The following is a 20234-nucleotide window of genomic DNA, read 5'->3' on the forward strand; positions in this document are numbered from 1 at the left end:
TGAATAAAAACCGGTTAGTTAAAGTGCGCAAACCCACGATCAAACACAGGCATTCCCAAGAACCTCCTCACACTTAACATGAACATCCCTGGGCATCCTCGGTATTACATTCAGCAGGACCTTACGCGCAAGCTCCAGCTTCTCACCCATAACCCTCTCCACCAAGTCAGCCGTAACAGGCTGATGCGGAACCCAAATGTCGTAGTCAGTCACCAGGGCAAGCAGTGAGTAACACATGCCGAGCTCACGCACAAGGTTAATCTCCGGCACGAGCGTCATCCCAATTATGTCACAGCCATAAACATCCCTCCAAACCCTAGACTCAGCCTTAGTACTAAACCTCGGGCCCTCAATACACACATAGCACCCGCCAAGGTGGGTCCTATTAACCCTGGAGGCCTCCTCATAGAGCAGTTGATTAATTACGGGGTTAAAAGGCTCAAGACCAATCTGTATATGGCAGGTCCTAGGCCCATCAAAGAACGTGTACTCCCTACCCTTAGTCGCATCAAAGAATTGATCGGGAATAACGAAGTCACCAGGCGCAAAGTCCTGCCTAAGACTACCCACAGCACTAACACTAATCACAGCCCTAACACCCAACGCCCACAAAGCCCATGCATTCGCCCTATACGGTATCCTATGCGGCGGGTACCTATGCCCACGACCATGCCTAGGCAGGAACGCAACCCACTCACCACCAACCCTACCAATCACCACATTATCACTGGGCAACCCATAAGGCGTGTGAAGCTGAACCTCAAAATACTCACTAAAGAACCCAGCCTCATAAAGTCCACTACCACCAATAACACCGACATAAGGCAACGAATCAACACCCAACTCACTTGGACTCACAGGCGCCCTAGTAACCGTCAACTTCCTAACCCCAACCACGGTAAAGCTGAGGAAAAGAAACTATAAAAGCGTTACCCACACGACACAACCAATTCACACCAACGGCCGTGATCCCCCACGGCAGTACTGATTATGACAACCACCCCCATCACTCGGCTTGAGACGCTGTCGGTTGGAGGAAGCCTGGTTGAAGCTGTGAGACATACCCAATTCTAAATGCCTTCCTCAGCGTCTTTATACAGTGTCCTGCGTTGTTTCGTAATAGACCCATAAAGCAATTACCCCCACTAATCACCAGCAGGATTACACACGAAACCCAACGATTACAAAGCCACACCAAACACAAAGCAACAACCACCCAAACCCATAAGCACTAAAGCCAGGTCAATCCTCACCCCACGGCTAAACCTAAAACATTAACTAGGAACTGGAGAGAATAGTTTTCGTAAAGGGACCAACCCCAACCACACCCTAGGCACCCACCCATTAAACCCCACCACCCACACCTGGGGCGATTGGGAGTGGCGGGCTCCCCCCTCGGGAAAACCCTCGGAGGTTACACCCCCACCCCATCAACCCCGTCTTCTACGGGGACCCTCACCCGGCACCCGGTAGGGAAACCCACCGGGCACCGAGCGGCCGCCTCTTTTCGGGGAGGGCTTCCCGCTTAGATGCCTTCAGCGGTTATCCCCTACGGCGTGGCTGCCCGGCTCTGCCCTGTAGGACAACCGGTAGACTAGAGGCCGCGGCGCCCCGTTCCTCTCGTACTGAGGGCACCTTCCCCTCAGGCGGCCAGCACCCCCGACAGGTAGAGTCCGACCTGTCTCACGACGGTCTGAACCCATCTCACGTTCCCCTTTAATGGGCGGGCAGCCCCACCCTTGGGGGCTGCTGCACCCCCAGGATGGGAAGAGACGACGTCTGGGTACCAAACCGCGGGGTCGATGGGAACTCTCACCCGCGACGAGCCGGTTACTCCTGGGGTAACTTTTCTGTCATGCCCGGCCCCCACTGGTGGGGGCACGAGCGTTCGCTAAGCCCGGGTTTCCCCCCTGCGCCCCTTGCGTTCAAGGGCGCAGTCAGCCCGGCATTTGGCCTTGCCCTCTACGGCGGAGTTCTGACCCGCCTGAGCCGAGCATTGGGCACCCCTGATATCCTTTCAGGGGTGTGCCGCCCCAGCCGAACTGCCCACCCGCCGCTGTCCCCCGGGTACTACCCGGAGTTAGGGGTGCGGGAGAGAGTGGGTGGTGTTTCATTGGCGCATCCACGCGGCCCAGAGGCCGCGTTTCATCGCTCCCACCTACGCTATGCACCCCCTCCCGCACCCCAACGACGGGCTGCAGTAAAGCTCCACAGGGTCTTCTCGCCCCGTCGGGGGTCCCAGGACTCTGCACCCGGAGGTGGGTTCGCCGGGCCCCGGGCCGGGACAGTGGGGACCTCGTTGATCCATTCATGCACGCCGGAACTTACCCGGCAAGGCATTTGGCTACCTTAAGAGGGTCAGAGTTACCCCCGGCCTTCAGCGGCGCTTCGCCCGGTTGGACCCGGGTTTCACGTACCGCCAGTGGCCAGGATTCAGCCCCCGTACACACCCTTACGGGCTAGCGGGGACCTATGTTTTTGTTAAACAGTCAGGTCCCCCTTGCCACTGCGACCCGCGGTTCCAGTGGGGTAACCACCAAAACCGCGGGCACCCCTTCTCCCGAAGTTACAGGGCTAATTTGCCGAGTTCCCTGGCCCGGGGTCACCCGAGCCGCCTTGGGCTTTTCACCCAGGAACACCTGCGTCGGTTCTCGGTACGGTCGTGGGGGCTCGTTCCCCATCCCCTTTTCATGGACCCCAGGAGTCAGGTGGACCAGGCTCAAGGCCCGGCTATTCCCGCCTTCAGCCGGTTCTCGCCATTACGGCACTCCCCGGCCTTCAGCGGTTAAACGGAGTATTCCCCCGCCCACCCTATCCCGAGGCGTCGGGAATGGGGCCTGCGTTACCGCGAGACCTACCCCCACGGCACGGGAATATTAACCCGTTTCCCCTTCGGCGGGTACCAATTAGGCCCCGCCTTAGGACCGGCTAACCCATGGCTGATTATCGTTGCCATGGAACCCTTGTCCTTTCCGGCGGAGGGGATTCCCACCCCTCTTCGCTGCTACTACCACCGGGATCTGCATCGACCACGGGTCCACCGAACCTCACGGCTCGGCTTCTACCCCATGGCCGCGCCCCCCTACCCCACGCGGACCAACGATCCGCGGGCTGGGGTCTCGGCGGCGGGCTTGAGTCCCTAGACATCTTCGGGGCCCCCCGCCTCAGCGGGTAAGGTGTTACCCACTTCTTAGCCGATGGCTGCTTCTAGGCCCACGGCCCCGCTGTCTTGGGCGGGGGACACCCTTCTAGGTTGACACTTAGCCCGCACTTAGGGGCCTTAACCCCAGTCTGGGTTGTTTCCCTCTCGGCCCTCAGGCTTACCCCGAGGAACCCGCCTCCCCCCTTCTTCGGAGCCCACGGGTTCGGAGTTTGACCGGGGACCGGGGCCTTTCGGCCCCTGCATCCCCGATCAGTGCTCTACCCCGTAAGCTTCCTCCAGGGAGACCGGGCTGGGACCCGCTTCGGGGGGAACCAGCTATCACCGGGCTTGATTGGTCTTTTGCCCCTAGCCCCAGGTCATGGGAACGAATTGCACATCAGAACCCTTTCGGGCCTCCACGGGGCTTTCGCCCCGCTTCACCCTGCCCAGGGCTAGATCGCCCGGTTTCGGGTCTCCCGCCCGTGACTACGGGCCCATTAAGACCCAGCCCCTCACGGAGTCACCCCCGCTACGGGCTTTTCGGTTTCCCTACACCTTCGGGGCTCAACCCCCTTAGGCTCGCCACGGACGGGAACTCCCCGGCCCGTGTTTCTAGACGGAAGGGGCGACCCTGGACCCTCCCCTCGTACTCCCGGGTTCACCCCGGTTTCCTTCAGGGGAGGGCACCCTTTCAAGCCGCCCCTCCTTTAGCCACCCGGTTTCAGGCTCTTTTCACTCCCCTTTCGGGGTTCTTTTCAGCGTTCCCTCACGGTACTAGTGCACTATCGGTCTCGGGACATACTTAGCCTTAGGGGCCAGTGGCCCCCAGCTTCCCACGCCAAAACCAAGGCGTGGTACTCCGGGACACCGGGACTCCGCTAGGCAACCTTTGGCCTACGGGGCTATCACCCTCTACGGCGGGGCTTTCCAGCCCACTTCGGCTAGGCTGCCCCAGCGGTACCCGAGCCCTCAACCCCACATCCCCCCACGGTTATCCCGCGAGGGTTTGGTTTGGGCTAACCCCCTTTCGGTCGCCCCTACTCGGGGGGTCCCTGTTGGTTTCCCTTCCTCCCCCTACTAAGATGTTTCCGTTCGGGGGGTTCCCGCTCCGAGGGAAACCCCGGAGCGCCCGAGCCTATTCGGCCCGAGCAGGAAGCCCTATTCAGGGATCCCGGGTTCAAAGGCTGCCTGCGCCTACCCCGGGCTTATCGCAGCTTGCCACGCCCTTCCTCGGCGCCCGAGCCGAGCCATCCACCGGGTGGCTTGCTGGTGCGGGTGGTAGTTTGGTCAAGGTGAGCACCACCCCAATCCCTTTGAACAACCCATCCCCAGAGGAGGTGATCCGGCCGCAGGTTCCCCTACGGCCACCTTGTTACGACTTCGCCCCCCTCGGGAGCCCCCAACTCGTCCTCCCCTCCCCAGGGGGTTACCCTGGAAAGAAGAGGCCTCGTTGGGGGCTCCCTCGGGTGGCGCGACGGGCGGTGTGTGCAAGGGGCAGGGACGTATTCACCGCGCGTTGGTGACACGCGGTTACTAGGGATTCCACGTTCACGAGGGCGAGTTGCAGCCCTCGATCCCTACTGGGGCGGGGTTTACGGGATTGCCTTCCCCTTTCGGGGTCGGATCCCGCTGTCCCCGCCATTGCAGCTCGCGTGCAGCCCCGGGGTTTCGGGGCATACTGACCTGCCGTGGCCCCCTCCTTCCTCCGGCTTACGCCGGCAGTCCCCCTAGTGTGCCCCCGGTCCCGAAGGACCGGGTAGCAACTAGGGGTGGGGGTCTCGCTCGTTGCCGGACTTAACCGGACACCTCGCGGCACGAGCTGACGACGGCCATGCACCTCCTCTCAGCTCGTCCGGCAAGGTCGTTAGCCTGGCCATCATCCTGCTGTCGCCCCGGGTAAGGTTTCCGGCGTTGACTCCAATTAAGCCGCAAGCTTCACCCCTTGTGGTGCCCCCCCGCCAATTCCTTTAAGTTTCAGCCTTGCGGCCGTACTCCCCAGGCGGCGGGCTTAACGGCTTCCCTCCGCCACTGGGCGGGCTCTAAGCCCGTCCAACAGCTGGCCCGCATAGTTTACAGCTGGGACTACAGGGGTATCTAATCCCCTTTGCTCCCCCAGCTTTCGCCCCTCACCGTCGGGCGCGTTCCAGCCGAGCGCCTTCGCCACTGGTGGTCCTCCCGGGATTATCGGATTTCGCCCCTACCCCGGGAGTACCCTCGGCCTCTCCCGCCCCCAAGCCCGGCAGTTTCGCCCCCAGCCCACGGGTTGAGCCCGTGGATTTCAGGGGCGACTTACCGGGCCGGCTACGGGCGCTTTAGGCCCAGTAAGCACCCCGACCACTCGCGGGGCTGGTATTACCGCGGCGGCTGACACCAGACTTGCCCCCCGCTTATTCGCCCGGCTTTTTGCACCGGGCAAAAGCCGCCCTCTTCGGGCGGCACTCGGGGTGGCCCCGTCACGGTTTCCCGCATTGCGGAGTTTTCGCGCCTGCTGCACCCCGTAGGGCCTGGGCCCTTGTCTCAGTGCCCATCTCGGGGCTCCCGCTCTCACGGCCCCCACCCGTCTTCGGCTTGGCGGGCCGTTACCCCGCCAACTACCATGATGGGCCGTGCCCCCATCCTCGGGCGGATTGCGGCAGATCGGCCGTAATCCATTTCGGAGAAGGGGCCTTCCAGCGCCCTCTCCTGTGGGGGATTAGCCCCAGTTTCCCGGGGTTATCTCCCTCCCGAGGGTAGGTTAGGCACGTGTTACTGAGCCGTGCGCCACGCCCGGCGGTCCCCGGGCGTACGACTCGCATGGCTTAGCCCCACCCCGATAGCGGTCGGGTCCGGCAGGATCAACCGGTTTCTTGGGGATGGGTTTTGTTCGGGATTGGGGTTAGGTGTGGTTGGGGTTGGATCATCCCCAAGCTTCCGTCCGGGCGGTCCCCGGGTGGTTTGCTTGGGGACTCATTGTGCGGAGGTGTCATTGTTTTTGTACTTTATAAGTTTTTTCCTCGTGTTTTTCGTGGTTGTTTTGCCGGTGTGTTGGTTGGGTTTGTTTTGTTGTTTAACCTGGGATGTGTTATTCGTTCCAGAAGGGTTTTGTTTTTTGGTATTGTCGTTCTGCCTCTAGTATTTGTTGGTAGAGCTCTTGTTCTGTCTTTGCCTTTGGTAGGACTTTCCTGATTGCTGTTGTTGGTCCTACTCCGTGTGCTGCTAGGGCTATTATGGCTTTTTTGCCGTATTGTAGGACTGCCAGGGCTGTTTGTGTTAGTTCCTGCCATTTTTCCTGCTCCTCCCTTGTTAGTCTTTGGTTTCTTCTTGCCTTCCTGGTTATCTCGTAGGTTTTAGCTGGGTTTTCTCCGTACTTTAGTACGGCTATTTGTCTCATTCTGCATCTTGGGCATTTGACTTGTTCTGGTATGTATTTGACCTTCATTGTTGTGTGCCATCCGCAGTTTAGGCATAGTAGTGTTACTTCCCTTTCCTCGATTCTTTTCTTTAGTAGTTGTAGTATTGTGGTTGTTGGTATCCCCTGGACTGCTGCGTCTATTTTGCTGGCTTGGTTTATGATGTGTTGGGCTATTGGTGTGTATTGTTCTGCCTTGATGATCCTTATTGTTGTTTTTCCCTTCTTAATGCTATTTATGAGTTGCCTGAGTGGTGTTGGGTTTATTTTTTCGGTGAGTATTTCCCTGGTGATTTCTTTGTCTACCACGGTGTCCCTGAGCGCCGCTGCCAGCCTTTCGATGTTTACGTCAACAGACTCCTTGGGTAGTATCCCGAATCTCCTGGCGACGTGTATGAATCTGTACTTGTAGAGTCTTGTGCCTCTTACGGCCTCCCTTAACTCCTCCTCTACGTAGTCTGGGCTTTGGTTTAGGGCTTCGGTTATTGCCTGGGGTGGTATGCTTATTGGTGTTGTTATGAGTACCCTGTATGGGTCTGTCACGTAGGTTGCGACTACCCTGTATCTCTGGCTTATGTATCTGGCTAGGTATATGGCTAGTGCTTGGTTTCCCTTTGTGCCTAGGCAGGCGTGGATTACGGCGTCTCTTCCTCTCCACTCTATTGTTACTGTGTCAGTGAATTTCGTTACTTCTGTCTTGGCTTGTTGTCCTAGTTCCTCGATTACGTCTGTTGGTGTTTGGTTCGCTGGGTAATTAATGAATATTCCCGTTGTTTCCTGCCCGTTATTTACGGCGCTTATTAGTTCCTGTCTTAATTGGCAGGTTTCCTGCGCCACCTCTGTGGGTACTGGTATTTCCTCGCCGACCCACGTGGGTACTGCGTTTAGGACTTGGTTCAGTGGTTCTAGCACGACCTCGCCCTTTTCGTGGTCTGTGCTTATTATTCTCCAGGGTCTGCCTGCCAGTATTACCTGTGTGCCTGTCTCGGTGGTTTCCACGAACTCTTCGTCTAATTCGCCGATCACTCTATTTGTCACCATGTCCCTGGCCCTGTAGTGTTTTTGGTCTGGTATCATGGATATGTTCTCGAAGTAGTATCTGTGGAGTCCTCTCCTTGGTGTTATGGTACCGTCCTCGTTGATCCTAATGAACCTACTGCTTTCCATGAATTTTAGGACCTCGAGTAACTCCTCGGGTGTTAACTCCCTGTATGGGTGTGCTTTCCTCACTGTGTTTAGGATCTCGTTTATCGTCAATGCCCTGCCCTCTATCTTGGTCTCAATGACTATGCCGGCGATTTGGTGGTGGAGTACGTCGAGCGCCTTCTTGTGGTACTCAACTTCCCGCTCTAGTTCGTTGTTTAGGGCCCTCCTGGCTATTACGAGGGATTCTAGGTAGTCGTCGGTGTCCCTTGTTATTACGTAGCCAACGGCCCTTCTACCAAGCCTGTGCCCACTCCTGCCGACTCTCTGGATTAGCTTTGTGACCTGTCTGGGGCTTGAGTATTGGATTACGGCGTCTATGTGGCCTATGTCTATGCCTAGTTCGAGGCTTGACGTGGTCACTACTGCCCTGATCCTGCCGTTTCTCAGGCCCTCCTCGAGCTCCTCCCTTTCCTCCCTGTCCAGTGAGCCGTGGTAGACGCCCACGGCGTTGTCGCCGAGCACTCTACCTAGTCTATGCCCTAGTAGTTCGGCTTCCTCCCTGGTGTTTGTGAATACGAGGGTTGTCCTGTGGTTGTTTATTATTTCCGTGATCCTCCTGAGCCTTGCCGCAGTCTCTGGCAAGGTGTTTAATTCCTCGGCTAGTCCCACGTCCTCCTCAGTGGTTTCTGGGTATTCAACGCTTATCTCCACTTCCCTACTCACGTCAGCGCTCACCACCTCCACTGGCCTGCCTATGCCGGCTAGGAATTGGCTGGCCAGTTCGGTGTTTCCTATTGTCGCGGAGAGCCCAATCCTCTGGTACTCACCGGTTATGTTGACTAGTCTCTCCAGGGCTATGGATAGTTGGGCACCTCTCTCGTCATTCATCAACTCATGGAGCTCGTCAATCACTACCCACTTGACGTTCCTAAGCGCCCTCCTCATGTTCCTCATGGTTAATATTACCTGGAGTGTCTCCGGTGTTGTTATGAGTATCAGGGGTGGCTCCCTAACCTGCCTCCTACGTTCGCTCTCTGGGGTGTCGCCGTGCCTAACCGCCGTGGTTATGCCAAGCCTACTGGCTATTTCCCTGAGCCTAATGTTCACGTCCCTATTTAGGGCCCTCGCGGGCGTTATGTAGATGACCGCGACGCCGCTTGTTAAACCCTCACTAAGTATTTTGCTCATTATTGGGAATATCGCTGCCTCGGTCTTTCCACTACCCGTGGGTGCCGTGATTAAAACATGAACGCCGCTGAGCACCCTGGGTATTGCCTCTACTTGAATAGGCGTCGGCTCTAGGTAACCAAATTCCCCAAGGATCCCTACAAGCCTTGGATTTAGGTACCTCCTCCAAAAACTGTTCATCGGCACGCCCGACGTGGCTAATGCGTTTCTGGGCTTTATGAGTCTGTCTACCCATACTGGGCGCCACCACGGATGCGGCGGTGGGCTTGGTGGGTAACGTTAGTCCCAGTGTTCTTAATTACTGGGTCAATGGCTTAAAAGCCGTGTTATTGGTGGTGCGTTGTTATAAGGGGTATATGCATTAAGGGGATGGCTTGGGTTGGTGGCGTTTCCTGAAGTTCCATGTCTCTGAGTTAAGTGTGCCCTAGGAACAGGTCTATAAGTGTTGTTAAAGGAGTTGATGTGTATTATGAGTCATCTGCGGTGCTCATAATCTTTAGGGTTAAGCCTGAGGACACTTTTGAGGAATTAATCCCAATTCCCCTCCCTGAATTCCAAGGACTTTCCACAATACGCAGTGGAAATAGCCCTAGAGGCAGGATATGCTGGAGAGCTAGAGCTACTTAGGGAGCAATTTACCATTCTTATTTCTCTGTATCATTTCTTGAATAATAAGAGATTAAGCAAAATAGAGGAGGAATACGAGGCACTGGTGGAAACGGAGAATAGAATATATAGAAAATTAATGGAGCTAAATGTACTGGATGTTGCAGTATACGAGTCCACTAGAAGGGTAATTGAGTATGGCCAGAGGAGGATGAGAATAACGGATCTTTACGCAAAGGTCAGGGATGCATTGGTGAGCATAAACAGGGAGCTGGATGTTAAGTATCAGTTGGCGGAGAATAAGAAGCTAGAAAGATTGGAGTACATACTATTGGTATTAACTGCGGTCCAAGCTGTTGAGGCAAGCTTAAACATTCCGAAGGTGGTTAGCCTTCAACTTGAATTAATCATGGTAATCTTCCTTACGGCGGTTTCGGTGTTTATCTACATCATTATAACTAGGATGAGACCATGAAAAGTAACCTAATGGGCTACATGGCATCTCTACTCTCTTCCCTTACCTACTCAGTCTGGTTTCTAGTATCCCAGGAAATAGTACCCAGTGGTAGTCCTCAAGGATCATTGTTTGTGGTTATGATGATCGCCTTGGGATTCTCTGCCTTACTCAACATAAGGGGGATGAAGAGAATTAGGTTCAAGCCATTTCTAGTCAGCATGGGTGGTGGAATCCTATTCGTATTAGGAAACATCATCTTCTACTACCTAATTCCGAAGGATGGAATAGGGGGCTGCAAGTGCCTTCTCATCGATAAATCTACTATTCTTTTCAATATTAACCCTTCCCAAGTCCAAACCTAAAAGCCTAACTCTTTACTTCATAGGAATACTACTCTGTGTATTAGGCATGGCTGGGTTCTATTACACGCCCCAAGGAGGGCTATCATAATGCCAAGAAATATTTCGTAAAACGATAGCCCTCCTCTACGCACTAGGAACCTTTATTCTTTACTCAGTCATATCCTCCTCATGGATATCTACCTCAACCCTGGGAATTTTCTCCGGTGAGGTCTTATTCTTTTTCCCATTTTACATCAGGGATCCAAACCTCCTGACTCTAGGTTGGGACGTTATAGCAGGAGTAAGTCTCGCCACCGCACTGAACTTGGAAGCAAGAGGATTTAAGATCCTAACCCCAAAGAGAAAGGAGAACATTGTTAACGTGATCTCTAACTTAGAACTACTACCTATTGCCATATATTACTTGGTGGTTTACGGGTACCCATATATCTCATACGCTCTCATGTTAGGGATAATTGCTGTAGGTTTAATAATACTAAGTATGGCAACATGAGGCAATGAGCTCCGGGAGAGACTAGCCCGCTTTTTCTTAGTGGTATGAGATTTATGGTACCGCTGAGAATTTTTAAACGTGAAGGAAATTAAATATAGCTAGGCTTAGAGATTGTGGGTACTGCCGTAGTTGCTTCGAGAAGGGGTGGGGCTACGTAGTGGGCGTGGTTTGCACTTAAATTGCGGTTGTGATCCTACACGGGGAGTACTCCGGGTTGTTGCAACTAACCCATGCAGGATCATCAGGAATGCAAAGGCGGCTATTACCTGGAGGTCAAGGTTGCTAGGCAAGTAAAGGCTTGGGCAATGACATAGCCAAACAAAGATGCAAGGTCACGTATGTATTAATGAGCGGTAAACCCAGGGCAGTCACGAGGGGGTGGCCACAGGCACAAACCAAGGCATGGCCGATAATACCCTCGCAAAACCCCAGAGGGCAAACCGAAAGTGATTTAAGTACTACATTAAGGTCGTCATAACCGGAACCAAAATGCTAATACTGGTGGCCAGTGGCAGTAAGGGAGGTACAGGGAAGAGTACGGTTGCCCTTGGTTTGTCAGCCATACTTTCGCTTAGGGGCTTTAGTCATGAGTTGTTTGATTACTCGTGCAACCTGGGCGTGTGTACTGGCGTTTATTACTACCTAAGTGACTTCGTTGATGGCGTTAATAGGTTGTCGAGGTTGGTGAAGATCAAGCAGGGCCTGCCTCCACAGGACTACGGGGGCCTGGCTATTGTTGACCTGCCGCCAATGAGCCTCGCCCAGCCCGAGTTCGTTGATTTGCTCAGTAGGGCTGATGCCCTTGTTGTGGTTAGTTCCTATGAGCCGGACTCCGTGGTTTCCATGGAGAGAGTTCTCGAGGCTTACCCTGGCAGTAGGATTGTTAAGGTTTGTAATAGGGCCTCCATGGAGGGCTGTAGGCACTACCTCAAGGTTACCCCTGAGTCCCCCTTCTTTGTTGTCGGTGAGCCCACTAACTTCAGAACCTTCCTTAGGCTCACGGATGACCTGGGCTTCACAGGTGAGGCCAGGTTTGAGAGGGTTAGTAGGGAGTTTGGGGCTGATGGTGTTAAGGCGAAGCTTGTCTATAGGTGGGACCCGTACGCCATAATTGGCGTTGAGATCTCCCTGAAGTGGTACTACGCCTTAATGCCTTACACGAAACCCATTGAGGAACTGGTGACGACTGCCAAAAACCTACTCGGCCCAAGCTACCTGAATAGACTTGGCTTCGCTGATAACGCACTAAACAAACTGTTCAGGGCCATTAGGCACTAGGGAATCACACTGATTCTGGTGCATTGTGGTTCCTACGTTGTTTAACCTTAATTAAGGACTTAGTGGTCATTAAATGCCATGACAATACTGCTCAGTGTAAATGCAACAAATCCCTTCACCACTGCCGAGGGTGCCATTCAGGGTATTGTGAATAATGCAATTAATTTCATGGCATTCGTGGCCGCCGTACTCATACTAATAACCATAGCTGGCTTGGTCCTAGTTGGTTTTCTCGCCCTTGTTCAATCCTTGATTGGGTACTCACTCATTGAATGGTCCAGCATTAGGCGAATAATAGGCTCAATGGTTACGATGGGCGTGGTTCTCGTCTTATTAATGGGCATACTGCCTGCCGTACTTAACTCAGTGGGTTTGACGACAATAGCCACCGCACTTAATAACTTCATGAACATGGTCATGAACCACCTATCATCCTTGATTTAACCAGTTACCCAAGGGCCACCTTTATTAAATTCCTCACATAACTTCTAATCCTCTCAGCGACTTCAAGTTGATTATTCGTGCCATCCACGTACGGTATTACCGCCGCGGCGTCGTACTTTAGGTCCTCCTTAACCATGTTCATGGCATAGATCATGTGTTTAGTGCCCACCCTGGGTATCGTCCTCCTCACTAATTCCTCCCTCCCGCTGATCAGTGGTATTAATAACCTGTCAGCTGCCTCTATTGCACCCAGTGATAACCCTATGTTTACCACACTCATTGTGTCTATTACGAGGTTTTCCACATTGTATTTATTAATTAGCGTCCTTTCCAGGGACTTTAATGCCCGCTGCATATCCTGCGGTGTGATCGCGGATAACTGCCTGATCTCTGGGTACTCCCTATGCCTTATTGGCATTACTATATTGCCATCCCTCATGTACATCATGTACCTCCCACCACGCACACTATCTATTACATCAGACCTTGGGTTTAGGCCAAGGAGAAGGGATAGAGAACGATTGTCAGGACTCAGGTCCATATAGGCCACATTCCTTGTGCTCATTAGTAGGGCTAATGTAATGGTTGTTTTCCCTGCTCCCCCAATATTACCACTAGTTACTGTTATTATGGTCATAGCCTTTTCCTTAACTCCTCAAGTTTGTTCAGTAGGTTATTGATCTCGGTGAGTATTTTTATGACCTCATTTAGGGTGCTTATGTAGTTCTCTATCGTGGGTTTTATCTGAATCAGTTTATCCATTTCATTCCTTATGTTAGCCACCTCCTCAATCCTCCTACTCAACTCATCAATGTAATTCCTCAGATCCACTAGGTCTTGGTGGCGGGTCATTGGTGACTGTGCATTAATTGGTTGTGGTGGTTGCGTATTGAGCCCGAATTCATCCTTGCCCTCTTCCTCTATTACGAGCTCCTCCTCAATCTCCTCATTACTTGGTAGCTTTCTTTTCCTGTTACCCGGTTTTAACATGATCCTTTAGTCACGCCTCTCATTAATTAGTTTTACCCTCCAACAACTTATTAAGGGGTTTGTTGAGGGTTCAGTATGGGTTTGTTTTATGGTCGTTCCGTGGGTGCCGTGGATGGTGAAGTTGTTTTTAGCCGTAGGGTTTCTTTTCAGGGCTTCCCAAGCTCGGTTGTAGTCTACAGTACTACCTGGGGAACTGGTTGTTTTGTTGATGTGGGTGATGCGGCTCTACCTGGTGTTGATGATTTTAATCTTGAGCGTTTCATCACACGCCACATGCCTAGGGTCAGGGACTCCGTGATTAGGGGTGTTTCAGCGGGCTTGGGCTTTAAGGACTCCGTGATTAATGCACTAAGGACTGAGGTTAATACGTACCTGAGGGGTGTTGGCGTTAATGCATCAGGTGATGACCTCAACAGGTGGGCATCTCTCCTTTTTAGGGGCCTTTACGGCTATGGCACCCTGGAGCCCATTATAATGACTGGCGATGAGGTTGGCCTTACGGATATTTACGTGACTCCGGGGGCTAGGGTTCATGTTAAGTTAAGTAGTCTTGGTGATTGCCAAACGGGTATTGTGCCGAGTGCGTCTGAGGTTGATTTGCTCATTAACGTAATTGGCGATAGAACCGGAGCCTACCCGACTTACTACGGTCCATCCATTGAGACCTATGATAGGGCCCACAGGCCAATGCTTAGGGTAAGCGTGGATTCCTTCGATGTGACGGATAGGACTAGGGTCAGTATTAGGGTTTTCCCCACCAGGGCCTGGAAGCTCATTGACGTGGTTAGGTTAGGCTCCATTGACGTAAGGCTAGCGGCCTACCTATGGCTGGCGCTCGAGATCGGTTACCCAATACTAATGATCGGTCCTGCTGGGTCCGGGAAGACCAGTATGTCCGCGGCCCTTATGTCGGCGTTGCCCCCTAGCACGGTGATTGCCAAGGTTGAGGATATCGACGAGGTCCTGCTACCCCAGGAGTTGGTTAGTGATTACGCCAGTAGTGTCATTCCGCTGCTTAGTCGTGAGGGTCATGGGGCGGGTGTCAGGCCCATACCGCTCTTCCAGAGGCTTGTTCATGCGCTTAGGGTTGGTGCTGATTACATATTTGTTAATGAGGTTAGGGGTCCGGAGGACACTAGGGCGTGGCTTCACGCCATAATGAGTGGGCAGGTGGGTGGTGCAACCACGATGCATGCCGGCGGTGTTGAGGAGGCGCTGGTGAGGCTTAGGGAGTATGGTGTACCCATCGAGGAGATTAAGTTGCTTGTCGTTCTAATGGGTAGGTCTGAGGAGGGTAATAGGGTTGTTAGGAGGGTTGTGGGTGTGTGGGTTGTGGATGGTGGTAAGCCATTGGTTGCCTGGGATGGGGCTTTGCGTGAGGATGTCCTGGTTAAGTTCCTGGGTGGGCGTGTTGGTGAGGACTTCGTGATTAGGGAGGTGGGTGATAGGGAGGCGTTTCTTGGGCATTACTCGGGCTTTGACGTTGATGAGGCAGAGTGGGTTAGGTTAATAGCCCTGTTTCATAGGGCTAGGAACTTGGTCATGCCCAGGGAGGTCAGGAGTGACGTTGTCTTTGAGGAGCCCTGACCCTAGCCAGCAATTGTCTTGCCAACTCATTAATGTCGAGTTGGTTTGGGTAATTACTAATCAGAACTTCCTTGCCAGTCCTCAACGACCTCCTAACCTCATCATCACCTGCGCCCAAATCCCTCAAAGCCCGTTCTAGGAGCCTCAACCCGTTACTCACGTACACCTCCACTGCATCCCTACTTGGCTTGCCGCCCTCAGTCCTGAACCTCGGCCTGTTGTTGATCCTCCTCATGAGCCTCGTTATTTCCTCATCCTCGTCTAATGCCGTGGTCTTCCTACGCAGGAACCTCATGGACTCACCCAAACCCTCTCCGCATTCAGTCTCTCCAGTAATGCCGTTAACTCATCAATCGCCTTCCTAAATTGACCAAGCTCCGGGTCCTTGACCAGGTAAGGTATTGAGCCCAGTCGCCATGCCGCCTCAATGGCTGGGTTCCTGAGTATCTTCACCACGTTCTTAACGCCAATGTCCAGGTTACCCCTTATACTCGATAACTTATTCAGCACCACAATGCCCTCCTTCCCTGGGCCCATTGTTGACGCGTACTCAAGCATGTTACCGAGCCATCCCATGCCGCCAGGCTCGTCTGTGGCCACCAGTGTTATCACATCGGCATTGCCTATCAACGCCATCATGAGCCCCGGGTTTAGGGCCAGTGATAGGGCTGGTGTGTCTATCAGTATGAAGTTGGGCCTAACCCTGTAATTGCCTATTCCCTTAATCAGTGATGATATCCTCGAGCTCAGGACCGTGGTGCTCGGTAATGCAGTGTATGGGTTCGTGATGGGCGAGGCACCGGGTGGTATGACCTTTATGTTCCCCACAACCCCATCCTCAATGAACGCCGTCGAGGTTCTAACGGCCTTCGTAATCCCCATCATGTACGTCAAGGCACCATTAACACTACCTGGGTTGTTCACGCCTAGTACCCTAGAGGCCGTGGCGTTTGGGTCCAGGTCAATGAACCAAGTCCTGTAACCACTAATTGCCAGTGCTGTGGCTAGGCTCGTGGTTATTAATGTCTTGCCAACACCGCCCTTCTGGCTTAGGAACAATACTGTTAACATAGGTTGTAACTATGCATGGCATTATTAAGGTTTTACCCGCTAAGTCATTGTCAGGGCTATGTACGTGATCACCAGTGGTACCGTGGTGTAGATGCCCGTGACCACAGAGTCAAGCACGTAACCACTCATGAAGCCCCCAAGTATGACTGTTGGAAGCATTAGCTGTAGCATGGCTGCACCCCCAGCCACTTGGGTTGCTATCAACCTGGTTATCACAAGCATGACCTCCATGAGGGATATAGACACAATAACAGAGGCGTACCCAATCCTCCTGGATTCCATTATGGTGTTTATTACGTGGGTTAATGACGTAACTGCCACGTTAATTACGTCAGGTCTCCCCATACCCGTTATGGCCACCGCCCTCGTATACTCATTAATGAAGCCCTCGAGCCAATTCCTTGACCGTGCATCGCCGAGCCTAAGCGTGACCGCGGCCCTCATCACCCTATTAATTGCCGTGTGCCTCACCTCATTGATTATCCTAACCTTCCCAACGTACCAGTTGAGGCTTAGGCCTAGGAAGGCCGTGGAGAACGCAAGCCATGCCAACTCAATAGACCTGGTAACTACGTAGGCAGGTACCGCTGGTATTAACGCGGCTCCCATGTACATGATTAATTCATTGTCAATAACCACTAGCCCCGGGTCCAAGCTCCAGCCCAGCAATGCGGTTATTGGGGCCGCTGAGACGTATGTCGTTACTAAGTACATTGTTGGGTCTATGCCTATGGCCCTACTCACTAGGACTATTGTCATTGGCATTATGGCTAATGTAATTACCGTGAGCATGTCGAGCAGCATTACCAAGTCTCTATGGTCATTCCTAAGCCTTCCCAAGTAGTCGTCGAGCTCTCTTAGTATGTGGAGCACGGCGGTACTCGGTTCAATACCTAGCCTCTCAGTATTAACCATGGTTTCAAGCACACTGCCTAGACTACCCACGTACTTCGTGATAGGCTCATTCATTGAAATCACAGCCCCAGCCATTAATAATCGTTTAATTAAGGGACGGTTAAAACCGAGTCTTTGGGCCTCACTGACTAGGGTATCAATGACCCTACCCACTGGCTGGGCTAGGAATAGGGGTGTTGCGAGTGTTATGAGCAATGCCTCCTCAAGCCTAGCCCTGAACCAAGGCTTGACTGTGGCTAAGCCCATAGGTCTATGTATAGATAATGCTTAATAAGGAGTACCTCTATAGACTTACTATGCCTAGTCGTGGTGAGTTGTCACCGTTGGTTTCAGTTATCATTGCGGCGGTCCTCATCGTCGTTGGCGTAACTTTGATAATGCTTTTTTACCATGGTGCAAAATCAATGAGCCAGCGCGCCCTTAACGCACCTGAGGCTGAGGCTTCGGGTAGTATTTCGGCGTCTACGGGTGTTGTCACGATTAATATCTATAATGCAGGTGCCACGCAGCTCGCCATAAGTGGCGTTAAGATTTATGGATCTGATGGCACAGTACTTAACTGTTCATGGAACGGCATTGGCACCATTGTGGCGGCGGGTGGTAGTTACGGAATTGTTGGCCAGTGCAGTGGTGTTGGGGCTGGCGACACATACACAATAGTTGTTACGTTGAATGGCACCAGTGGTTCCTTAGCCGAGTCCCTCACCGTTACTGCCTCATAGCCTTTGCCCGTGCCTTCGCGGGTTTAAAACCGTGTTGGTATGATCATTATTGCCGCCTAGGCCTGAGTTACCATGGGTTAGCCCTGTATTTTGTCCCGCCACTTATTTATTAATTCGTTTATTTTCCTCGCCATTTCTATGTCGAGTTGTGTAATCCCGCCCTCGTCGTGCGTCGTTAGTTTTAATGTTAGGTGTTTCCAGGTTATTATCATGTCTGGGTGGTGTTCCTCTGCCTCGGCTATTTGGGCTAGTTGGTTTATGAAGGTTATGCAGTCCATGAATGCCTTGAACTCCAGTTCCCTGACTATGTAGTTGTCCTCTAGTCTCCAGCCCTGTGGTAGGGATTTCATGATTTCCTCCCTGGTGAGTAGCACATGCCTTTGATGCGTATTACCTATTAAGTATTGGGTCTTTGTTCATGGGGTGTGGTAATGCCTTTCGAGGAGTTTAATTAACCGCCAAGCCCATTGCAGTATATTAGGGTGTCTGTAAATCCGTAATCGACGCATATCGGTGTATCCACGGGGGGTTGGTCGTTGTAACTCTCAATGTCTCTTCCCTCTGTAATCACAAAGTTGGTCATCATTAACTTACTCCTACTGTCGGTATTGCCGTAATTTACATTAACGCCGGAACTCAGTATTTGGGTGTTGGTTACCTGTATAGTGCCTGTGCCTTGGGTCATGGCCTCATCCCTGGCTGTGCTTATGAGGGAGCCTCATCAATCCCAGTGAGGGTTGCACCATTATTGACTGGGTTCGGGCCAGGTAGGGAGAGGCTTAAAATATATTGAGGTCTTGGTGGAGTTGACCTGGGGTGTTGTCCCGAGGCTTAACGGGGGTTTAGGTAAACGGGAGGTTGAATGAATTGGCTTAACTAGAGCCTGTTCATTAAGTGCTGTTTTCGTGTTTTTGGCCCGGAGGGTTGATGTATGTAGTATACACGGTGGCTCTTCATGCTGAAAATGAGGATTAATTCATATTCAGTGGTTTTGTTTTTCCCCTTGTTGTATTAGGTTATTGTTGATATTGCCCAGAAGATTATGAGGGCTATTAGTGTTGGTATTAGTGTCTTGGTGGTGCTTGTTTCGTGGGTTTTGGCAAATATGTAGGCTAGGAGTAGTGAGCCTAATACCGTGAATGCAAAACCCACGGCAAGTAGCGCTGGTTCACCTAAGACTCCCCTGTGCATCGCCACTGCGTTTATTGAGTAGTTAAAGAGTGGTGTTGTTGCCGTAATGGCCGTCTGCACCACACTCACGTAGAAGTAGTTCCCGCTGTATAGCCAGGTGTCTGTGAATCCTGCCTTAATCCCGAAGGCCCTTAGTAGGGCCATGAGTACCGCGGCCTCTATTAACCAACCAATCACCATGCCCACTAGGGTGGTTATTGGCATTACTGTGGTTAGGAAAGAAACAATGCCTGAAACCTCGCCTTGGTTTATCGATACACCCTCATTACTTAGTTGCGACTCTATTTGTTGCATTAGTATTGGGGTTATGGCGGGCATGAGTATGTGGGTGACGTATATGTACGTGGCTACGGCACTAATCATGAAGCCCGCGATACCGGTGAGCCTCAATATGCTCCTTGTGTCCATCACCTCTATTAATTCGGGCTTATCTTTTAATGGCTTTCCTAGGGGCCTACACCGTCGTCATTAACTCCCTAATTAGTGTGTCTAGGGTTTCGTGGGTTTGGGGTACGTCGTATGTCCTCGTTATTACACCATCACTTATCCTGGAGACCCTGTGGCAATTACCTATTATTTCCAGGTTGTGGGTTACCATGACTATGGTCATGCCGAGCTCCCTATTCAACTTACTGAATATGTCCATTATCACGGCCGCAGTCTTGCTATCCAGGTTACCGGTGGGTTCGTCGGCCAGTAGGAGCCTTGGTCTGGACACGATGGCCCTGGCGATTGCGACCCTCTGCTGCTCACCGCCACTGAGCTCGTTGGGTCTCCTCCTTGCCTTGTTCCGGAGGCCGACCATTTCAAGGGCCTCGAGTGCCAGCTTCCTCCTCCTGCCTGGGTCAACCCCCCTGGCTATCAGTGGTAGTTCCACGTTCTCGAGCACCGTCATCCTCGGTATTAGGTAGTATAGTTGGAATACGAAACCCAGAAACTCATTCCTATACCTATCTAGCTCCGTGTTGCTGAGTTTATGTAGTTCATACGGGCCAACCCTCAGGTAACCCCTACTGACCCTATCTAGACCGCCTATTAGGCTGAGTAGTGTCGTCTTGCCGCTGCCGCTTGGCCCAATTATGCACCTGAACTCACCCTCTTTAATTTCGATATTCACACCACGAAGAGCTGGGTAATCACCATAGTACTTCCACACATCCCTAGCCTCTATGAATGACACAACGAAGGGGAATGGTACCTCTTTAAAATACATACTCACCAGAATTCCGCATAGTGGGGCTGTGGTAATGATAC

17 protein-coding genes and 2 rRNA genes are annotated in these 20234 nt (G+C 52.5%); 6 read left to right on the forward strand and 13 right to left on the reverse strand.

The genetic code is table 11. From position 1 onward, the window contains the following. Positions 1–39: 39 nt before the first annotated feature. The 4 genes from Vsou_RS07480 to Vsou_RS07495 form a co-directional block, all read right to left on the reverse strand. Positions 40–897 (reverse strand): S-methyl-5'-thioadenosine phosphorylase, encoded by an 858-nt coding sequence (locus tag Vsou_RS07480; protein ID WP_188602963.1) that lies wholly within the window; start codon positions 895–897, stop codon positions 40–42. 456 nt (positions 898–1353) lie between these two features. Beyond that, positions 1354–4422, reverse strand: a 23S ribosomal RNA gene (locus Vsou_RS07485). A gap of 52 nt (positions 4423–4474) precedes the next feature. Further along, positions 4475–5987: ribosomal RNA gene (locus Vsou_RS07490) — 16S ribosomal RNA — on the reverse strand. The 16S and 23S rRNA genes sit together here, the layout of an rRNA operon. Before the next feature lie 216 nt (positions 5988–6203). Then, positions 6204–9044, reverse strand: a complete 2841-nt coding sequence (locus Vsou_RS07495) for a DEAD/DEAH box helicase (RefSeq protein ID WP_188602964.1) — start codon at positions 9042–9044, stop codon at positions 6204–6206. Between the two features lie 484 nt (positions 9045–9528). On the opposite strand from Vsou_RS07495, the gene Vsou_RS07500 reads away from it, so the two are divergent. The 4 genes from Vsou_RS07500 to Vsou_RS07515 all read left to right on the forward strand — a co-directional run bounded on the left by Vsou_RS07500 (position 9529) and on the right by Vsou_RS07515 (position 12504). Further along, on the forward strand, positions 9529–9945 hold the full coding sequence (locus Vsou_RS07500) for a hypothetical protein (protein WP_054843863.1): 417 nt from the start codon (positions 9529–9531) through the stop codon (positions 9943–9945). Beyond that, entirely contained in the window at positions 9942–10289 is a 348-nt protein-coding gene (locus Vsou_RS07505) for a hypothetical protein (RefSeq protein WP_054843862.1), read from the forward strand. Before Vsou_RS07500 ends, Vsou_RS07505 begins: the two co-directional genes overlap by 4 nt. Before the next feature lie 982 nt (positions 10290–11271). Further along, positions 11272–12060 (forward strand): P-loop NTPase family protein, encoded by a 789-nt coding sequence (locus Vsou_RS07510; RefSeq protein WP_188602965.1) that lies wholly within the window; start codon positions 11272–11274, stop codon positions 12058–12060. 78 nt (positions 12061–12138) lie between these two features. After that, positions 12139–12504, forward strand: a complete 366-nt coding sequence (locus tag Vsou_RS07515) for a hypothetical protein (protein WP_054843860.1) — start codon at positions 12139–12141, stop codon at positions 12502–12504. A 4-nt stretch (positions 12505–12508) separates the two neighbouring features. Here the strand turns inward: Vsou_RS07515 and Vsou_RS07520 are convergent, their stop codons facing one another. After that, positions 12509–13141, reverse strand: a complete 633-nt coding sequence (locus tag Vsou_RS07520) for a ParA family protein (protein WP_188602966.1) — start codon at positions 13139–13141, stop codon at positions 12509–12511. Continuing rightward, positions 13138–13494, reverse strand: a complete 357-nt coding sequence (locus Vsou_RS07525; RefSeq protein ID WP_054843858.1) for a hypothetical protein — start codon at positions 13492–13494, stop codon at positions 13138–13140. Before Vsou_RS07525 ends, Vsou_RS07520 begins: the two co-directional genes overlap by 4 nt. Before the next feature lie 75 nt (positions 13495–13569). Between Vsou_RS07525 and Vsou_RS07530 the strand changes: the two genes are divergently transcribed. Continuing rightward, complete coding sequence (locus Vsou_RS07530) at positions 13570–15081, forward strand: ATPase, T2SS/T4P/T4SS family (RefSeq protein WP_188602967.1); 1512 nt, start codon at positions 13570–13572, stop codon at positions 15079–15081. On the opposite strand, the gene Vsou_RS07535 is transcribed toward Vsou_RS07530, so the two are convergent. The 3 genes from Vsou_RS07535 to Vsou_RS07545 are packed head-to-tail and all read right to left on the reverse strand — an operon-like array spanning position 15050 to position 17313. Then, on the reverse strand, positions 15050–15376 hold the full coding sequence (locus Vsou_RS07535; RefSeq protein WP_188602968.1) for a hypothetical protein: 327 nt from the start codon (positions 15374–15376) through the stop codon (positions 15050–15052). The genes Vsou_RS07530 and Vsou_RS07535 overlap by 32 nt on opposite strands. Beyond that, entirely contained in the window at positions 15373–16152 is a 780-nt protein-coding gene (locus Vsou_RS07540; protein WP_188602969.1) for a ParA family protein, read from the reverse strand. Before Vsou_RS07540 ends, Vsou_RS07535 begins: the two co-directional genes overlap by 4 nt. A 39-nt stretch (positions 16153–16191) precedes the next feature. Continuing rightward, positions 16192–17313 carry a hypothetical protein gene (locus tag Vsou_RS07545; protein ID WP_188602970.1) on the reverse strand — a complete coding sequence of 374 codons (1122 nt, stop codon included), beginning with the start codon at positions 17311–17313 and terminating at the stop codon, positions 16192–16194. A 50-nt stretch (positions 17314–17363) separates the two neighbouring features. On the opposite strand from Vsou_RS07545, the gene Vsou_RS07550 reads away from it, so the two are divergent. Further along, on the forward strand, positions 17364–17789 hold the full coding sequence (locus Vsou_RS07550; RefSeq protein ID WP_188602971.1) for a hypothetical protein: 426 nt from the start codon (positions 17364–17366) through the stop codon (positions 17787–17789). Between the two features lie 77 nt (positions 17790–17866). Here Vsou_RS07550 and Vsou_RS07555 read toward each other — a convergent pair whose 3' ends face one another. The 4 genes from Vsou_RS07555 to Vsou_RS07570 form a co-directional block, all read right to left on the reverse strand. Beyond that, complete coding sequence (locus tag Vsou_RS07555) at positions 17867–18163, reverse strand: 4a-hydroxytetrahydrobiopterin dehydratase (protein ID WP_188602972.1); 297 nt, start codon at positions 18161–18163, stop codon at positions 17867–17869. 77 nt (positions 18164–18240) lie between these two features. Further along, positions 18241–18474: a hypothetical protein gene (locus Vsou_RS07560; RefSeq protein WP_188602973.1), complete on the reverse strand. Its 234-nt coding sequence runs from the start codon at positions 18472–18474 to the stop codon at positions 18241–18243. 326 nt (positions 18475–18800) lie between these two features. Continuing rightward, positions 18801–19388, reverse strand: a complete 588-nt coding sequence (locus tag Vsou_RS07565; protein ID WP_188602974.1) for a hypothetical protein — start codon at positions 19386–19388, stop codon at positions 18801–18803. Positions 19389–19434: 46 nt separating this feature from the next. Continuing rightward, on the reverse strand, positions 19435–20193 hold the full coding sequence (locus Vsou_RS07570; RefSeq protein WP_229709770.1) for an ABC transporter ATP-binding protein: 759 nt from the start codon (positions 20191–20193) through the stop codon (positions 19435–19437). Positions 20194–20234 lie beyond the last annotated feature (41 nt).

The organism is Vulcanisaeta souniana JCM 11219, assembly GCF_026000775.1.
Classification (GTDB): domain Archaea; phylum Thermoproteota; class Thermoprotei; order Thermoproteales; family Thermocladiaceae; genus Vulcanisaeta; species Vulcanisaeta souniana.

Bases quoted from the DNA above. Each gene is read 5' to 3' on its own strand.
- Vsou_RS07495 (WP_188602964.1), bottom strand. From the start codon at position 9,044: ATGAACAGTTTTTGGAGGAGGTACCTAAATCCAAGGCTTGTAGGGATC.
- Vsou_RS07505 (WP_054843862.1), top strand. From the start codon at position 9,942: ATGAAAAGTAACCTAATGGGCTACATGGCATCTCTACTCTCTTCCCTT.
- Vsou_RS07510 (WP_188602965.1), top strand. From the start codon at position 11,272: ATGCTAATACTGGTGGCCAGTGGCAGTAAGGGAGGTACAGGGAAGAGT.
- Vsou_RS07515 (WP_054843860.1), top strand. From the start codon at position 12,139: ATGACAATACTGCTCAGTGTAAATGCAACAAATCCCTTCACCACTGCC.
- Vsou_RS07520 (WP_188602966.1), bottom strand. From the start codon at position 13,141: ATGACCATAATAACAGTAACTAGTGGTAATATTGGGGGAGCAGGGAAA.
- Vsou_RS07525 (WP_054843858.1), bottom strand. From the start codon at position 13,494: ATGTTAAAACCGGGTAACAGGAAAAGAAAGCTACCAAGTAATGAGGAG.
- Vsou_RS07530 (WP_188602967.1), top strand. From the start codon at position 13,570: ATGGGTTTGTTTTATGGTCGTTCCGTGGGTGCCGTGGATGGTGAAGTT.
- Vsou_RS07535 (WP_188602968.1), bottom strand. From the start codon at position 15,376: ATGAGGTTCCTGCGTAGGAAGACCACGGCATTAGACGAGGATGAGGAA.
- Vsou_RS07540 (WP_188602969.1), bottom strand. From the start codon at position 16,152: ATGTTAACAGTATTGTTCCTAAGCCAGAAGGGCGGTGTTGGCAAGACA.
- Vsou_RS07545 (WP_188602970.1), bottom strand. From the start codon at position 17,313: ATGGGCTTAGCCACAGTCAAGCCTTGGTTCAGGGCTAGGCTTGAGGAG.
- Vsou_RS07550 (WP_188602971.1), top strand. From the start codon at position 17,364: ATGCCTAGTCGTGGTGAGTTGTCACCGTTGGTTTCAGTTATCATTGCG.
- Vsou_RS07560 (WP_188602973.1), bottom strand. From the start codon at position 18,474: ATGACCCAAGGCACAGGCACTATACAGGTAACCAACACCCAAATACTG.
- Vsou_RS07565 (WP_188602974.1), bottom strand. From the start codon at position 19,388: ATGGACACAAGGAGCATATTGAGGCTCACCGGTATCGCGGGCTTCATG.
- Vsou_RS07570 (WP_229709770.1), bottom strand. From the start codon at position 20,193: ATGTATTTTAAAGAGGTACCATTCCCCTTCGTTGTGTCATTCATAGAG.